Here is a 16539-nt window from a genome sequence, read left to right on the forward strand (position 1 = left end):
CAACGATACATGAAATCAATTTATATACCGGTGTAAACCAGGAAGTTTTACATAAATAGTATAATTTGGTGACTTAGATTTATATCAGTTGCCTCCTTCCCCTCAGTATGCGTTTTCTCTATCTTGCCTTAGTTCTGTTTCTTTCATTATCTGCGGTTGTTGCCCAGCAAAACCCTACATCGTGTGGCACCAGCGACCAAGCTTTACCCAAAGAGATTCTCGATAAAATGGCCATCTTACCGGCTATCCTGCAACAGCAGAAGGCTCGCACAGGCGCAGGTGAAATGAACCTCTGCCGGATAGGCGTTGAAATCGATTACCAGACCTATATCAAGTTTGAGAAGGATACGAACCTTATTTACCGCCAAATCCACGAAGACATTCAAAAGGCTTCGCAGATTTATGAAAGGGAGATCAACACGCGGATGGTCGTTACCAGTATCCGCATTTTCAAAAATCAGGACACCGACCCATTCGGCAGCACGTATGATATTTTTCACCTGCTGGGCATTCTCGAAACCATGGCTCCCGTAAATCAGGATTTTGACAAGCGGGTGTATCTTTTTACAAAAAATGTGTTCGGCGCCGGAGGGGTTGCAAACCTGGGCGGGAAGTACAGTGTGTCACCATTGGGCAATCCTCTGGTAATTATGCATGAATTCGGGCACAATTTTGCATCGCCTCATACCCACAACTGCAATTGGCCCGGCGGCCCTATCGACTTTTGTACAAATGCGGAAGGCGATTGCTACGATAAAGCACTTGAAGCGCTTCACGACCGGTCGGGAACGCTCATGAGTTACTGCACAAGGCAGTCGACTTTCCATCCGCTGTCCCAGGCCATTATGCGGGACCACGCCGACCAGCTGTTTTCGAAGATCCGCAGTACTCCCGCAACGCCCGCATTAACCACTAATACGCAGGTTTCGCCAGGGGATTTTCTTTTCTGGCGAGCGTCACCGACCGCACTTTCCTACGAAGTCACCTACGCCGCAAACGCCGAGTTTTCCAACGCAAAGACCGTTTCTGTGCCATTCAATGGCTTTCAAATCACGGGAGTTGGTTCAGCTAACACTTTGTTTGTCAAAATAAGGGCAGTCAACACTTTCGGTGCATCATCGTGGTCGCAGCCGGTTACTGTCAGGACAGGTTCGGATAAGCTTCCGCCTCCTGAAATCAACATGCAGGCAACGCCGCCTATTTTTCAAATGGGTACCGTGGTGAAATTGTCGTATGCCACCGTTCCTGGTGCAACGAGTTATGAGATAGAGATTGGCAATCCGGTGGACGCTTCATTCGAAAACCCGTACATTAAGATTGTTTCAAACACTTCGGAAGCACAATACACGGCAAACCTGCCCAGTATGCTCAAATGGAGAGTACGGGCGGTTAATGGGCAAGGGCAAAGCAAATGGTCTGAGCCCGGCTTCTTTTCCATCAACCCTTCCCAAGCGTTCCCATTATCCATTCCCTTTTACCAAAATGCTCCAAGGACTTTCCCGTTTTCGTATAATGCGCCGACTTCGCGTGTAAAGGTAAAAGTGAGCGTCGCCGACAATCGTGATTTCAGCAATGCCGTCTTTATGAAGGAATATAGCCACGTTGGGCCAGTAACGGACGTTGTTTCAAATCTTCCAGCCAATACCAATCTGTTTTTCAGGCTGGAAGAATGGAACGAGGACGATACCTATTATCCCAAAGCGAAGACCAAAGATTACATATTTTCATTCTCCACAACTGACATTTCGCTTCCTGCCGGCCTATCATTCCTCTCGCCATTGGGCCCGGATGTATTCAACCATGCCTATCCGAAGATTGCTCTAACATCCAAGAATGTGTGGCTGGCATCCCCGACCAAGGGCTTTGTAAGGCTCAATCAGAAGGATCTCACTTATCAGGTTTTTAACAGGACCAATACCAACGGGCTTCTTGGCTATATGGATTTGCCGGCCCCATTTCAAGTGGATGACAGTCTGAACATCGAGTTTATGGGTTTTCGAGCCGTCGGCAGCTTCATCAGAGCCAAATTTCGCGATGACAAGCCATCGAATCTCACGCCGCTGAGTCCCCTTAATTTCACTCGAGGTGTCTCCGGGTATAATCCGTCTCATCGGCTCTATTGGAGCAATTCAGCAGTTTACAAGGAAAGCAACAACAACCTGGCCCTATTGAAATCCTATCCCGAAGACTGGTTTATCAGGAAAGTGATCGTAATGGCGAGCAAAGTGTGGATTCTTGCGGCCAACTACAAGCGACAGGGGGAGATCACCGTGATCGACCTGGTTTCTGGTTCAGAAATAGAACGTATCAACTCCTCGACACATCCCGAGCTACTACCCGGTATGGATTCGTTTGCACTTAGCCCCGATGGGAAAATCATGGCCCTGCAATACGACGCCAACGCGATGGGAAATCGCGTAGCATTGTGGGATAAACAAAAATGGACTGTGCTGGACGGGCGGGGCCCGCTGGTATCAAGCGGTGCCATCAAATCGATCACCAGTTCTCCGTCCGGTGAGTTCTACACATTGGTATCGGGTCTGCAAACCCGAATTTTGAAATACAACGGATCGAAATGGGAGAAAACGGGCGAAGATATTCCTCTTACAGAGTTCGCCACCAGTATGGAAGTCGATGGAAGCGACAATATCTGGCTCACAGGTTCATACGGGCTTGCTAAATTGGCACAGATCCTCCCGGAGCCTATTACGGGCATTACTGAGCCATCGTTGCCCAAGGTGAGCGTGTACCCCAATCCGAGTTCAGATAGAATTTTCATCCAATATGCCGGGCAAAATAGCAACCCTGCTACTTACCACATATCAGACGTCCGGGGTAATATCCTGATATCGAAGCCAATCCGCGAACAGCTGACGGAATGGGATATCAGCAAATTGAACGTGGGAATGTATGTATTGTGGACCGTCCACAATGGTCATAAACGGTCCTGGAAAATCGTGAAGGATTGATTACGCTTCGCCTCCGGGTCCGCCGAAACTGATCGGGAAATTGAAAGTCGGCTCGCTGTCCTGTGAATTCTGAATGGGGCCGTACTGGTCTTCGTACTTCTGGATATTGTCGCGCAATGCGGCTACGAGGCGTTTTGCGTGCTCGGGCGTTACGATAATGCGGGCTTTCACCTTCGCACGCGGGACGCCGGGCATCAGGCGGATGAAGTCAAGAATAAATTCGCTGTTGGAATGGGCTATCATCGCCAGGTTGGAATAGACACCTTCTGCCATTTCCTCTGACAGTTCAACATTAATTTGTTGTTCGTTCTCCTTGTTTTCTTCTTTCATTGCTGGTTTTAAATAGCTGTGCTATTGAATTTGATGGGGAAATTACTAAAAATACCCTGCTTGGAAAAGTCCGGCCTGGAAGGCCCGACTTGGGAAGCCTCGCATGGAAAGCAAAGAGCCGGTCCCGCTAATGCAGGCCGGCTCTTTGTTTACTCATATTCAGCTGGATTACGCCAACTCTTTTTTCTTGCGTGATTGTCTCTCGCGAGAATCAGACAGCGCATCGTATTCTTCTTTCGATCCAACGATCAGGTTTTCGTATACGCGCATACCTGTACCGGCCGGGATCAGGTGACCTACGATCACGTTCTCCTTCAAGCCTTTCAGTTCATCGCGTTTTCCACGAACAGCTGCTTCGCTCAATACTTTCGTTGTTTCCTGGAATGAAGCCGCGGAAACAAAGCTTTCAGTACCCAAAGAAGCTTGTGTAATACCCATCAACGTTGGTCTTGCAACCGCAGCCTGTGCATCACGGGCTGTAACCAGTTTCAGGTCACGACGTTTCAAGCTCGAATTCTCATCGCGCAGACGGCGTACTGAAATGATCATACCCGGTTTCAGCGTTTCGGAGCTACCAGAGTCTTCAACCACTTTCATATCCAGGATCTTGTCGTTTTCCTCGCGGAATACCACGCGGTCGACAGCCTGCATTTCGAGGAAGTTGGTATCACCAGCGTCCAGGATATCCACTTTCTGCATCATTTGGCGTACGATACACTCGATGTGCTTATCGTTGATCTTCACACCTTGCAGACGGTATACTTCCTGAATCTCGTTCACCAGGTACTCCTGAACCGCGGTTGGTCCTTTGATAGAAAGGATATCCGCAGGGGTAATAGCACCGTCGGAAAGCGGGTCACCGGCTCTTACGAAGTCACCATCCTGAACGAGGATGTGTTTCGAAAGAGGTACCATGTAACGGCGTTGTGTTCCGTCTTTCGATTCGATATGGATTTCACGGTTACCGCGTTTTACGCCACCGTAAGATACCACACCGTCGATTTCAGAAACCGTTGCAGGGTTAGACGGGTTACGTGCTTCGAACAATTCGGTCACACGTGGCAGACCTCCCGTGATATCGCGTGTTTTACCAACAACACGTGGGATTTTCGCCAGCGGCTGACCAGCCTTGATTGCTGCACCTGCTTTCACCACCAGACGAGCTCCAACAGGAAGGTTGTAACCTTTTTCAGTCTGATCTTTCAACAAGGTAGACTTTCCTTTCACCACGATAGCCGGGTTTTTGGTTTTGTCACGTGTTTCAATGATCACCGACTCCTGGAAGCCTGTTTGTTCGTCAAATTCTTCACGGAATGTGATACCTTCTTCGATAGCGTCGAAAGATACCGTTCCTGTGAATTCAGAAAGGATTACCGCGTGGTAAGGGTCCCAGGTACAAAGTTCCTGTCCTTTGAATACGGTATCGCCTTCTTTCACTTGCAAATGCGCACCGTAAGGTACGTTGTTCGAGATCAGCAGTTGTTTCGTTTCAGGGTGTACGATTTTCACCTCACCTGAACGACCCATTACTACGGTTACTTCGTCGCCTTCTGAATTAACAGATTGTACCAAACGAAGGTCTTCGAACTGGATCAAACCATCGAATTTCGCTTTGATGTTGGCTTCAACAGAGATGTTGGAAGCCGTACCACCCACGTGGAATGTACGGAGTGTCAGCTGTGTACCCGGCTCACCGATGGACTGGGAAGCGATTACACCAACCGCCTCGCCGATGTTCACCATCTGGGCAGACGCCAAGCTACGTCCGTAGCACTTCGCGCAAACACCGTCACGGGTTTCGCAAGTCAGTACCGAACGGATTTCGATCGTTTCAATGCTGGTTTCATCAATGTAAGCAGCAATTTCCTCGGTGATTTCCTGTCCTGATGTAAGGATCAATTCGTTAGTCAACGGATCGAACACATCGTGAACGCTCACACGACCAAGGATACGCTCCGACAATGGTTCTACGATATCCTCATTGTCTTTCAATGCCGAGATCGCGATACCACGGAGCGAGCCGCAGTCTTCTTCTACTACTACCACGTCTTGTGCAACGTCGTGCAAACGACGGGTCAGGTAACCCGCATCCGCAGTTTTCAAAGCGGTATCCGCAAGACCTTTACGCGCACCGTGGGTAGAGATAAAGTATTCCAAAACGTCGAGACCTTCTTTAAAGTTAGAAAGAATCGGGTTTTCGATGATTTCACCCGCACCGCCAGCGATGTTCTTCTGAGGTTTGGCCATCAAACCCCTCATACCACCCAACTGACGGATCTGCTCGCGAGAACCGCGGGCTCCGGAGTGCATCATCATATAGATTGAGTTGAATCCGCCTTTGTCTGTTTCCAGCTGCTTCATCAACGTTTCTGTAATGCGTGAGTTAACGCGCGTCCAGATATCGATCACCTGGTTGTAACGTTCGTTCTCGGTGATAAGACCCATCAGGTAGTTGTTCCAGACGTTTTCAACATCGCCTTTCGCCTGCTCGATGAGTTTCTCTTTTTCACTTGGAACCATTACGTCGTCCAATCCCATCGACAAACCGCCTTTGAAGGCCATTTGGAAACCAAGTTCTTTGATTTCGTCCAGGAATTGAGCCGTACGGGCCACACCAGCCTGTTTGAATACCAAACCAATGATCTGCTGAAGTTTTTTCTTAGTCAACAATTCGTTGATATAACCTACTTCCTCAGGAACAGCCTGGTTGAACAGGAGACGACCTGCAACGGTGTCGATCAGCTTAATTTCAAATGTACCGTCCTCGTTACGAACGCGAACGCGGCATTTGATATTTGCATGTTTCGACAATTTGCCTTCGTTGATCGCGATGATAACCTCATCCGGACCGTAGAAGATTTTGCCTTCACCCTGAATAGGATATTGCTCGGTGCTTACGCGACCTTTTGTCACATAATACAGACCCAAAACCATGTCCTGAGATGGTACCGTAATCGGCGCCCCGTTGGCAGGGTTCAAGATGTTATGCGAAGAAAGCATCAGCATCGAAGCTTCCAATACGGCTTCTTGGCCCAGTGGTACGTGTACCGCCATCTGGTCACCGTCAAAGTCGGCGTTGAATGCCGTACACACCAATGGGTGAAGCTGGATCGCCTTACCTTCGATCAGTTTAGGCTGGAATGCCTGGATACCCAAACGGTGAAGTGTCGGAGCACGGTTAAGCAATACCGGGTGACCTTTCAGCACGTTTTCGAGAATATCCCAGATCACAGGATCCTTGCGGTCTACGATCTTCTTCGCTGATTTCACCGTTTTAACAATACCCCGCTCGATGAGCTTACGGATAATGAACGGCTTGAAAAGCTCGGCAGCCATATCTTTCGGCAGACCGCATTCGTGCAACTTCAATTCAGGACCTACCACGATAACCGAACGACCAGAGTAGTCGACACGCTTACCGAGCAAGTTCTGACGGAAACGGCCTTGCTTACCTTTCAGCATGTCAGAAAGTGATTTCAAAGCACGGTTACCTTCTGAACGTACCGCATTCACTTTACGGCTGTTGTCGAAAAGGGAGTCAACCGCTTCCTGCAACATCCGTTTTTCGTTACGCAAGATCACCTCAGGTGCCTTGATCTCGATGAGGCGTTTCAGACGGTTGTTACGGATGATTACACGACGGTAAAGGTCGTTCAAATCCGAAGTCGCGAAACGACCGCCATCCAGAGGAACCAATGGACGCAATTCTGGTGGAATAACCGGTACCATTTTGATCACCATCCATTCAGGGCGGTTTTCGATACGGGTATTCGCATCACGGAATGCTTCTACCACTTTCAAGCGCTTCAAAGCTTCCGCTTTACGTTGCTGAGAAGTGTCGGTAGCAGCCTGGTGACGGAGTTCGTAAGAAAGTTCGTCGAGCTTAATGCGGCTCAACAGCATTTCCAATGCATCGGCACCCATTTTCGCGATGAATTTGTTGGGATCCGTGTCAGGAAGCAACTGGTTCTCACGCGGGAGCTTGTCGATGATATCGAGGTATTCATCTTCGGTCAGGAAGTCGAGGTAGCCAACGCCGTCCTCTTCTTTGATACCTGGCTGAACTACCGCGTACCGTTCGTAGTAAATGATCTGGTCGAGTTTCTTGGTAGAAAGTCCCAGCAGGTAACCGATTTTGTTCGGCAAGCTGCGGAAGTACCAGATATGTGCAACAGGAACCACCAATTCAATGTGACCCATGCGCTCGCGGCGAACCTTTTTCTCGGTTACCTCTACACCGCAACGGTCGCAGATGATTCCTTTATAACGAATGCGCTTGTATTTCCCGCAGTGACATTCCCAGTCTTTTACAGGACCGAAAATGCGCTCGCAGAACAGACCGCCCATCTCCGGCTTGTAGGTCCGGTAGTTGATGGTTTCAGGCTGGGTTACTTCACCGAAGGAGCTTTCCAGGATGGACTCCGGTGACGCCAGACTGATAGTCATTCTGGAAAAGTCGCTGTTTAATTTTTTATTCTTTTTGAAAGACATAATAAAGAGTCGTTTGTCTGTTAGTCGAAACTAATTCAATTGCTTTTTTTAAGCAGCGCACTTTTCAATGCGCCGCTTACGACTAGAAATTAGTCCAGTGTAATCTCCAATGCTAGTCCGCGAAGCTCGTGAACAAGTACGTTGAATGACTCTGGGATATTTGGTTTCGGAAGGTTTTCACCTTTCACGATCGCTTCGTACGCTTTGGCACGGCCTACCACGTCATCAGATTTCACCGTAAGGATCTCCTGAAGAATGTGCGATGCACCGAACGCTTCAAGCGCCCACACTTCCATTTCACCGAAACGCTGTCCACCGAACTGCGCTTTACCACCCAATGGTTGCTGGGTAATGAGCGAGTATGGCCCGATAGAACGCGCGTGCATTTTATCGTCAACCAAGTGGCCCAGTTTCATCATGTACATCAGACCGACAGTTACCGGCTGGTCGAACTGCTCACCAGTGAGACCATTGTACAGATAAGTACGTCCCCAATCCGGCAGACCTGCTTCTTTCAGCTCAGCAGCAACTTCCGCTTCGGTAGCACCGTCAAAAATCGGTGTTGCGTAGCGGCGGCCGAGTTTCAGACCAGCCCATGCAAGGATGGTTTCGTAAATCTGACCGATGTTCATACGTGATGGTACCCCAAGTGGGTTCAACACGATGTTTACCGGAGTTCCGTCTTCAAGGAATGGCATATCTTCGTCACGAACGATACGGGCAACAACCCCTTTATTACCGTGGCGACCTGCCATTTTATCACCTACTTTCAGTTTACGTTTCTTAGCGATGTAAACTTTCGCGAGTTTCACGATACCAGCAGGTAGTTCATCACCAACTTCCAATGCGAAACGATCGCGTTTGAAGCGGCCCATTACTTCGCTACGGGCATTCAGGTAGTTTTTCAACACCAGTGAAACCTGACGGTTTACGTCGCCGTCTTCGCTCCATGAGTCTGTCAATACGTCTCCGATGAGGTTAACCTCTTCGGGAACTGCGTACTGGCTTTCGTCACGGTACGGGTTGTTGGCAGGGAACAGGTTCTCGGAGATGTTTCTCACGTTGAACTTCATTCCTTTGCTGATCAGTTCGTCACCGAATTTGTGCTTCACGCCTGAGCTGGTTTTGCCATCTGTCAACGTAACCAACTTGTCGATCACACGACCGCGTAATGCAGTCAGGTCACGGCTGTATTTTTTCATCAACAGACGAAGCTCGTCTTTATGTTTTGCACGCTCTTCTTTGGTTGGGCGGGAGAACAGTTTGGTATCGATTACCACACCTTTCATCGATGGCGGTGCTTTTTTGGAAGCATCCTTCACATCACCAGCCTTATCACCGAAGATCGCACGAAGGAGTTTTTCTTCTGGGGTAGGATCAGATTCTCCTTTTGGAGTGATCTTACCGATCAGGATATCACCTTCTTTTACTTCTGTACCTACTTGTACGATACCGTTTTCGTCGAGGTTCTTCACAGTTTCCTCGCTTACGTTAGGGATCTCAGCAGTAAGCTCTTCTTCTCCGCGTTTGGTATCACGCACTTCGAGTTCGAATTCTTCGATGTGTATCGAAGTAAAGATATCGTCGCGTACTACTTTCTCGGAGATTACGATCGCATCCTCGAAGTTGTATCCCTGCCAAGGCATGAATGCAACCAAAAGGTTACGGCCCAATGCAAGCTCACCGCCCTCGGTACCATATCCCTGGCAAAGCGGTTCGCCTTTTTTCACTTTCTGGCCTTTCAACACCATTGGTTGAAGGTTCAAACAAGTGTCCTGGTTGGTACGACGGAATTTAACGAGGTCGTAAGAAACGCTGTCGTCGATGAAGCTCACGAGGCGATCTTCGTCCGTACGGTCATATTTCACGACGATCTTCTTCGCATCTACGAATTCGATTTCGCCGTCGCCTTCTGCTACTACCAATGCACGGGAGTCCATGGCCACGCGGCGTTCCAGACCGGTTCCTACGATAGGAGCCTGCGGACGCAACAGAGGCACACCCTGGCGCTGCATGTTAGATCCCATCAAGGCACGGTTAGCATCATCGTGTTCCAGGAATGGAATCAACGAAGCCGCTACCGATACGATCTGGTTCGCAGCAACGTCCATATAGGATGCTTGCGAAGGGTCCACCATCGGGAAGTCACCTTCGAAACGTGTTTTGATTTTGTCAACGGTGAAGTTTCCTTCCGTATCGACAGAGGCATTCGCCTGCGCGATGTATTTGGAATCTTCTTCTTCCGCCGTCATATAGATCAGCTCATTGGTCAGCTTACCTGCGCTATCGATCACCCGGTAAGGGGTTTCGATGAAGCCCATGCCGTTCACTTTCGCGAAAACGCAAAGTGACGAGATCAGACCGATGTTCGGACCTTCCGGCGTTTCGATTGTACACAGACGCCCGTAGTGCGTGTAGTGAACGTCACGAACCTCGAAACCTGCTCTTTCACGGGAAAGACCACCTGGCCCGAGTGCCGACATACGACGTTTGTGCGTAATCTCAGCCAATGGGTTTGTTTGGTCCATGAACTGAGAAAGCTGGTTGGTACCGAAGAACGAGTTGATTACCGATGACAATGTTCTTGCATTGATCAGGTCAACAGGTTTGAAATCTTCGTTGTCACGTACGTTCATACGCTCCTTGATGGTACGCGCCATACGTGCAAGACCTACGCCGAACTGTGCGTAAAGCTGCTCGCCCACGGTACGTACACGACGGTTTGACAAGTGGTCGATATCATCGACTACCGCTTTCGCATTGATCAGACCGATGAGGTATTTCACGATGGAAACGATATCGCCGGTTGTCAACACGCGAACGTCGAGGCTGGTATCCGATCCCAATTTCTTGTTGATACGGTAACGGCCTACATCACCCAGGTCGTAACGCTTATCCGAGAAGAACAAGCTCTGGATCACGTCACGCGCAGTTTGCTCATCAGGAGCTTCTGCATTACGCAGCTGACGGTAAATTTGCTCAACAGCTTCCTTGTCGGAATTTGAGCTATCTTTTTGAAGCGTATTATAAATGATGTTATAATCCGCTACGTTCATGTCCTCTTTGTGCATGATGATCGACTTCTGACCTGATTCCAGGATCACATCGATATCATCCGCAGAAATAGTAGAGTCACGTTCCAGCAACACTTCGTTACGCTGGATAGAAACTACCTCGCCGGTATCCTCATCCACGAAGTCCTCAGTCCATGTACGGAGAACCCTTGCCGCCAACCGGCGTCCTACTGCCTTTTTCAGGTTAGCAGGTGTTGCGCTGATTTCTTCTGAAAGGCCGAACAGGTCGAGGATGTCTTTATCAGATCCGAAACCGATCGCTCTCAAAAGGGTAGTTACCGGGAACTTCTTCTTACGGTCGATGTACGCGTACATCACGTTGTTCACGTCCGTAGAGAATTCGATCCAGGAACCTTTGAATGGAATAATCCGCGCAGAATATAGTTTGGAGCCATTGGTGTGCTTGCTCATCGAGAAGAACACGCCTGGTGAACGGTGAAGCTGAGATACGATTACGCGCTCAGCACCATTGATCACGAACGAACCACGTTCGGTCATGTAAGGAATGTTTCCAAGGAATACTTCCTGCTCAATGGTTTCAAATTCTTCATGATCGGCGTCGTTACAGATCAGACGCAGTTTCGCCTTCAAAGGCACTGCGTAAGTCAGACCGCGATCGATGGATTCGTCGACAGAATACTTCGGTGGTTCAAGGAGGTAATCGATGAACTCGAGAACGAAGTTCTCACGAGAGTCGGCGATGGGGAAGTTTTCAGCGAAAACTTTGTAAAGTCCTTCTCCGGAACGGTCTTCAACCGATGTATCCAGACTAAAGAAATCACGGAACGATTGTACCTGGATTCCCAAAAGATCGGGATAATCGATAATCTGATTAATCCGCGAGAAGTTCTTTCTTGGTGTTTTTGGATTAATAGTAGCCAAGGCTATTTGTGATTTGGGTTAGCAGAAAAACTAATTAGTTTTAACCTAATCTATTGCCTCGTAGAAGAGTAAAGTTGACGCCCCTGTTCTTCTTTCCTACGAGTAAAGAAGTGTTTCGGGCAAATCAGCTTGGGGAGATTAATGCGGGGCGATCTCGTCGCCACCTCTAACCAGAACGATAAAAAAGTGCTTTTCGTTTGGTTGGTATAGAAAACAGGAAAAGACCTGACGGTTGTCAGGCCTATTCCCTAAGAATTTATCTTCTAATGCTGTGGAGCAAATTACTTCACTTCAACTTCTGCACCAGCTTCTTCAAGTTGCTTTTTCAGAGCGTCAGCTTCGTCTTTAGCAACACCTTCTTTTACAGGTTTTGGAGCGCCGTCAACGAGTTCTTTCGCTTCTTTCAGGCCAAGACCAGTCAGGTCTTTAACCAACTTCACAACAGCAAGTTTACCTGCGCCAGCTGATTTCAAGATTACATCGAAAGATGTTTTTTCTTCAACTGCAGGAGCATCGCTACCACCACCAGCAGGACCTGCTACTACTACTGCACCAGCTGCTGCTGGCTCAATGCCGTACTCGTCTTTAAGAATTGTAGCCAATTCGTTCACTTCTTTAACCGTAAGGTTAACAAGCTGTTCTGCGAAAGCTTTCAAATCTGCCATTTTTATTTTGATTTTTTTGATTATACAATAAGATGATTTAAAAAAGCTCCATTTAATATTAACCCGGAGAGCTAGACCTGGTTACTCAAATTAGTCCTCTTTTTCAGATAAAGTTTTCAGAATACCAGCCAGGTTCTGTCCGCCGCTTGTAAGAGCGCCGATAACATTTTTGGCAGGTGATTGCAACAATCCGATCACTTCGCCGATCAGTTCTTGTTTCGATTTCAGTGAAATCAGAACGTCCAGCTGGCTTTCTCCAACGAAAAGGGCAGTGTCAACAGAAGCTCCTTTGAACTTCAATTTGTCGCTACCTGATTTCTTTTTGAAATCCTTGATCAGTTGTGCAGGTACTTTACCTGACTCCGGGTGAAACATTACTCCGGAAAACCCTTTCAACACTTCGTCGAAAGAAGAATAGTCCGTATCTAGTGTTTCAAGCGCTTTTTTAATCAATGTATTCTTCACAACACGATACTCAACACCACGCTCGAAGCAAAGGCCTCTGAGGGTATTTACCTCGCTCACGGTCATACCGGTTGCGTTGGTAATGTAGAAGTATGGCGTGTTGGCGAATTTTTGACTTAACTCGTCAATAATTACTGCTTTTTCTTCCCGTGTCATATTACAATCCTGGAATCGTGTTTTTGTCAATAATAACACCCGGGCTCATCGTGCTTGACAAGTGAATGCTTTTTACGTAAGTACCTTTTGCCGATGAAGGCTTAAGGCGAACCAAGGTATTGATAACCTCCGTTGCGTTCTGTGCAAGCTGGTCAGTTCCGAAAGAAACTTTACCGATAGAAGTGTGGATGATACCGGTTTTGTCAACTTTGAAGTCGATTTTACCAGCCTTCACTTCTTTCACAGCTTTCGCTACATCCGGAGTTACAGTTCCTGACTTAGGGTTTGGCATCAGACCGCGAGGACCCAACACTTTACCAAGTCTACCTACTTTTGCCATTACACTCGGCATTGTAATAATCACGTCGATGTCTGTCCAGCCTTGCTCGATTTTTGTAATGTATTCGTCAAGACCAACATAATCCGCTCCTGCCTCTTTCGCTTCTGCCTCCTTATCGGGAGTACACAACACCAATACACGAACTTCTTTTCCGGTTCCGTGTGGCAATGTTACCACGCCACGCACCATTTGGTCAGCTTTACGAGGATCTACGCCCAAACGAACGTCGATATCTACGGAAGCATCAAATTTGGTATAGGAAATCGTTTTCAGAACATCCGCAGCTGCTTCCAGGGTATAAGCCTGGGTTGCGTCGTATTTTGAAAGAGCTTCTTTTTGCTTTTTGGTCAATTTTCCCATGTTCTTTGTTTCTTTGGCGTATCTATAAATCTACGCTCAGTTGTTTTCTTCCCATGGGGCCTTGCCAGCCACGGTGATACCCATACTACGAGCCGTTCCCGCGATCATTTTCATAGCAGACTCTACGGTGAAGCAGTTCAGGTCGGGCATTTTAGTTTCAGCGATCGTTTTAACTTGATCCCATGAAACTGATCCTACCTTTACACGGTTTGGCTGAGCCGAACCTGTCTTTACTTTTGAGGCTTCCAGAAGAAGAATAGCGGCCGGGGGGGTTTTGATGACGAAGTCGAAAGACTTGTCTTTGTAGTATGTAATAACTACCGGCAATACCACACCCATTTTATCCTGGGTACGGCCATTGAACTGCTTGCAAAACTCCATGATATTCAAACCCTTCGATCCTAGTGCAGGACCAATTGGAGGTGATGGGTTGGCTTGGCCACCTTTCACCTGCAGTTTGACGTATCCACCTATTTCTTTTGCCATTGTTTTGGAATTTGTCGGTTCATCGATTGACTAGCGGCTCACATGCAGTTGGAAGCCTACCTGCCCGCTATTCGTTCAACTATCCTTTTCTACTTGTGCGTAACTGAGTTCCACGGGTGTATTACGCCCGAATATTTTTACAACTACATTGAGTTTTTTCTTCTCATCGAACACTTCTTCCACCAGACCGATAAATCCGCTGAACGGACCATCTACAACCTTCACGGTCTCGCCTTTGATGAATGACATGCTTGGCGCTTCTTCGTGCTGCTCTGCTTCGTCGACCTTACCGAGGATACGGTTAATTTCGGACTGGCGCAGGGGAACAGGCACTTTGGAATTTCCTTCGGCATTACCCAGGAAACCAATCACGCCGGGAATACTTGTAATAATGTGCAGCACCTCTCCTTTTGACAGATCGGCTGAAATGATAATATACCCGGGAAAGAAGTTCTTTTCCCGTACACGCTTCTTACCGTTACGCATTTCATAAATCTTCTCGGAAGGGATCAGGATTTGCGGAACGAATTCGTTTAGCTTCTGGCGTGTGATTTCATTTTCAATGTAGGACTTGATTTTTTTCTCTTGCCCAGACACTGCCCTTAATACAAACCAATTTAGACTACTCATACCTTTCAGGGGGTTATCTTTACTAAAATAGCCTTAGAAAGACTGGTAAAACAGTTTCAGTGCGTTCTCAAATACGAGATCCATCACACCTACCACGAAGGCAAAAATGAGCGAACCTACAAGCACCAGTGTGGTGTTGGCTTGCAGTTCGTTGAAAGGCGGCCATGTCACATGTTGGGTCATTTCCTCCCAGGACGCTTTCAAAAAAGAAGTAAATTTTTCCATTTCACCTTTTCGATTTATGCACGGGTGGAGAGATTCGAACTCCCATCAACGGTTTTGGAGACCGCTATTCTACCCTTGAACTACACCCGTTTATCGTGCAATTGCCCATTCGGGGCTGCAAAGATACGACTTTTTTATAAAAAACAAGTGCATTCCAAAAGAAATGCACTTGTTTTAATATTGCTATCTTGATTAGTCAAGAATTTCAGTTACCTGACCAGCACCTACGGTACGTCCACCTTCACGAATCGCGAAACGAAGACCTTTTTCCATAGCGATTTTGTTGATCAGTTTCACTTCGATCGTGATGTTGTCACCTGGCATAACCATTTCAACACCTGCTGGAAGCGAGATTTCACCTGTCACGTCAGTGGTACGGAAGTAGAACTGAGGACGGTATTTGTTAAAGAATGGAGTGTGACGTCCACCTTCTTCTTTCGACAGTACGTAAACTTCACCTTTGAAGTGCAAGTGAGGCTTAACTGAACCTGGCTTACAGATAACCATACCACGACGGATCTCTTCTTTGTCGATACCGCGAAGCAACAAACCTACGTTGTCACCAGCTTCACCGCGGTCAAGGATCTTACGGAACATCTCAACACCAGTTACGGTTGATTTAAGACCTTCTGCACCCATACCGAGGATATCAACAGGATCACCAGAGTTGATTACACCACGCTCGATACGACCAGTTGCAACAGTACCACGACCAGTGATCGAGAATACGTCTTCAACAGGCATCAAGAATGGAAGATCAGTCATACGTGGAGGAATTGGAATCCAAGTATCAACAGCTTCCATCAGGTCTTCGATAGTTTTAACCCATTTCGGCTCGCCATTAAGACCACCCAAAGCAGATCCCTGGATTACAGGAATGTTATCGCCATCGAATTCGTAGAAGCTCAGAAGCTCGCGGATTTCCATCTCAACGAGTTCAAGAAGTTCCGGATCATCAACCATGTCCACTTTGTTCATGAACACAACAAGCTGAGGAACACCTACCTGACGAGCAAGAAGGATGTGCTCACGAGTTTGTGGCATTGGACCGTCAGTAGCAGCAACCACGATGATTGCGCCGTCCATCTGAGCAGCACCAGTTACCATGTTCTTCACGTAGTCAGCGTGACCTGGGCAGTCAACGTGCGCATAGTGACGGTTGGCTGTCTGGTATTCTACGTGAGAAGTGTTGATTGTAATACCGCGCTCTTTCTCTTCAGGAGCATTGTCGATTGATGAGAAGTCGCGTTTCTGTGCAAAACCTTTATCAGCCAACACAGTTGTAATCGCCGCTGTAAGGGTAGTTTTACCGTGGTCAACGTGCCCGATAGTACCGATATTTACGTGGGGTTTCGAGCGGTCAAACGTCTCTTTTGCCATGACTTAAGTACGCTTAAAATTAAAAGTTATTACGAATTTATTATACACTACTAATTGATCCTGCTGGCTTCCTGCAATCAAACACC

The 16539-nt window shown here is 47.7% G+C and carries 11 protein-coding genes and 1 tRNA gene; 1 reads left to right on the plus strand and 11 read right to left on the minus strand.

Annotation, left to right across the window (positions count from 1 at the left end; all coding sequences use genetic code 11):
- Positions 1-227 precede the first annotated feature (227 nt).
- Entirely contained in the window at positions 228-2969 is a 2742-nt protein-coding gene (locus CLV60_RS11735) for a M12 family metallo-peptidase (RefSeq protein ID WP_170118767.1), read from the plus strand.
- On the opposite strand, the gene CLV60_RS11740 is transcribed toward CLV60_RS11735, so the two are convergent.
- The 11 genes from CLV60_RS11740 to tuf form a co-directional block, all read right to left on the minus strand.
- A complete protein-coding gene (locus CLV60_RS11740; RefSeq protein ID WP_041736494.1) occupies positions 2970-3299 on the minus strand; it encodes a DUF3467 domain-containing protein in 330 nt (109 codons plus the stop codon).
- 168 nt (positions 3300-3467) lie between these two features.
- Positions 3468-7790, minus strand: a complete 4323-nt coding sequence (gene rpoC, locus CLV60_RS11745; RefSeq protein WP_106595590.1) for a DNA-directed RNA polymerase subunit beta' — start codon at positions 7788-7790, stop codon at positions 3468-3470.
- A gap of 89 nt (positions 7791-7879) precedes the next feature.
- Complete coding sequence (gene rpoB / locus CLV60_RS11750) at positions 7880-11746, minus strand: DNA-directed RNA polymerase subunit beta (protein ID WP_106595591.1); 3867 nt, start codon at positions 11744-11746, stop codon at positions 7880-7882.
- A 281-nt stretch (positions 11747-12027) separates the two neighbouring features.
- Positions 12028-12411 (minus strand): 50S ribosomal protein L7/L12, encoded by a 384-nt coding sequence (gene rplL, locus CLV60_RS11755; protein WP_019944912.1) that lies wholly within the window; start codon positions 12409-12411, stop codon positions 12028-12030.
- A 90-nt stretch (positions 12412-12501) separates the two neighbouring features.
- On the minus strand, positions 12502-13032 hold the full coding sequence (rplJ, locus tag CLV60_RS11760; RefSeq protein WP_090149732.1) for a 50S ribosomal protein L10: 531 nt from the start codon (positions 13030-13032) through the stop codon (positions 12502-12504).
- A gap of 1 nt (position 13033) precedes the next feature.
- A complete protein-coding gene (gene rplA / locus CLV60_RS11765) occupies positions 13034-13732 on the minus strand; it encodes a 50S ribosomal protein L1 (RefSeq protein ID WP_015812906.1) in 699 nt (232 codons plus the stop codon).
- 36 nt (positions 13733-13768) lie between these two features.
- On the minus strand, positions 13769-14218 hold the full coding sequence (gene rplK / locus CLV60_RS11770; protein ID WP_015812907.1) for a 50S ribosomal protein L11: 450 nt from the start codon (positions 14216-14218) through the stop codon (positions 13769-13771).
- Positions 14219-14293: 75 nt separating this feature from the next.
- The gene (gene nusG, locus CLV60_RS11775) at positions 14294-14848 is read right to left on the minus strand and encodes a transcription termination/antitermination protein NusG (protein ID WP_015812908.1); all 555 of its coding nucleotides are present in this window, start codon (positions 14846-14848) and stop codon (positions 14294-14296) included.
- 33 nt (positions 14849-14881) lie between these two features.
- Entirely contained in the window at positions 14882-15073 is a 192-nt protein-coding gene (secE, locus tag CLV60_RS11780; protein WP_015812909.1) for a preprotein translocase subunit SecE, read from the minus strand.
- A 19-nt stretch (positions 15074-15092) separates the two neighbouring features.
- A tRNA-Trp gene (locus tag CLV60_RS11785) sits at positions 15093-15163 on the minus strand.
- Between the two features lie 102 nt (positions 15164-15265).
- Positions 15266-16453: an elongation factor Tu gene (tuf, locus tag CLV60_RS11790; protein WP_106595592.1), complete on the minus strand. Its 1188-nt coding sequence runs from the start codon at positions 16451-16453 to the stop codon at positions 15266-15268.
- Between the last annotated feature and the right edge of the window lie 86 nt (positions 16454-16539).

The organism is Dyadobacter jiangsuensis (genome assembly GCF_003014695.1).
GTDB lineage: Bacteria > Bacteroidota > Bacteroidia > Cytophagales > Spirosomataceae > Dyadobacter > Dyadobacter jiangsuensis.

What these genes read in the sequence shown, in the direction of transcription:
- rplA (WP_015812906.1), bottom strand. Translation starts at nt 13,732, where the DNA reads ATGGGAAAATTGACCAAAAAGCAAAAAGAAGCTCTTTCAAAATACGAC.
- rplJ (WP_090149732.1), bottom strand. Translation starts at nt 13,032, where the DNA reads ATGACACGGGAAGAAAAAGCAGTAATTATTGACGAGTTAAGTCAAAAA.
- CLV60_RS11740 (WP_041736494.1), bottom strand. Translation starts at nt 3,299, where the DNA reads ATGAAAGAAGAAAACAAGGAGAACGAACAACAAATTAATGTTGAACTG.
- rpoC (WP_106595590.1), bottom strand. Translation starts at nt 7,790, where the DNA reads ATGTCTTTCAAAAAGAATAAAAAATTAAACAGCGACTTTTCCAGAATG.
- rplL (WP_019944912.1), bottom strand. Translation starts at nt 12,411, where the DNA reads ATGGCAGATTTGAAAGCTTTCGCAGAACAGCTTGTTAACCTTACGGTT.
- secE (WP_015812909.1), bottom strand. Translation starts at nt 15,073, where the DNA reads ATGGAAAAATTTACTTCTTTTTTGAAAGCGTCCTGGGAGGAAATGACC.
- tuf (WP_106595592.1), bottom strand. Translation starts at nt 16,453, where the DNA reads ATGGCAAAAGAGACGTTTGACCGCTCGAAACCCCACGTAAATATCGGT.
- CLV60_RS11735 (WP_170118767.1), top strand. Translation starts at nt 228, where the DNA reads ATGGCCATCTTACCGGCTATCCTGCAACAGCAGAAGGCTCGCACAGGC.
- rplK (WP_015812907.1), bottom strand. Translation starts at nt 14,218, where the DNA reads ATGGCAAAAGAAATAGGTGGATACGTCAAACTGCAGGTGAAAGGTGGC.
- nusG (WP_015812908.1), bottom strand. Translation starts at nt 14,848, where the DNA reads ATGAGTAGTCTAAATTGGTTTGTATTAAGGGCAGTGTCTGGGCAAGAG.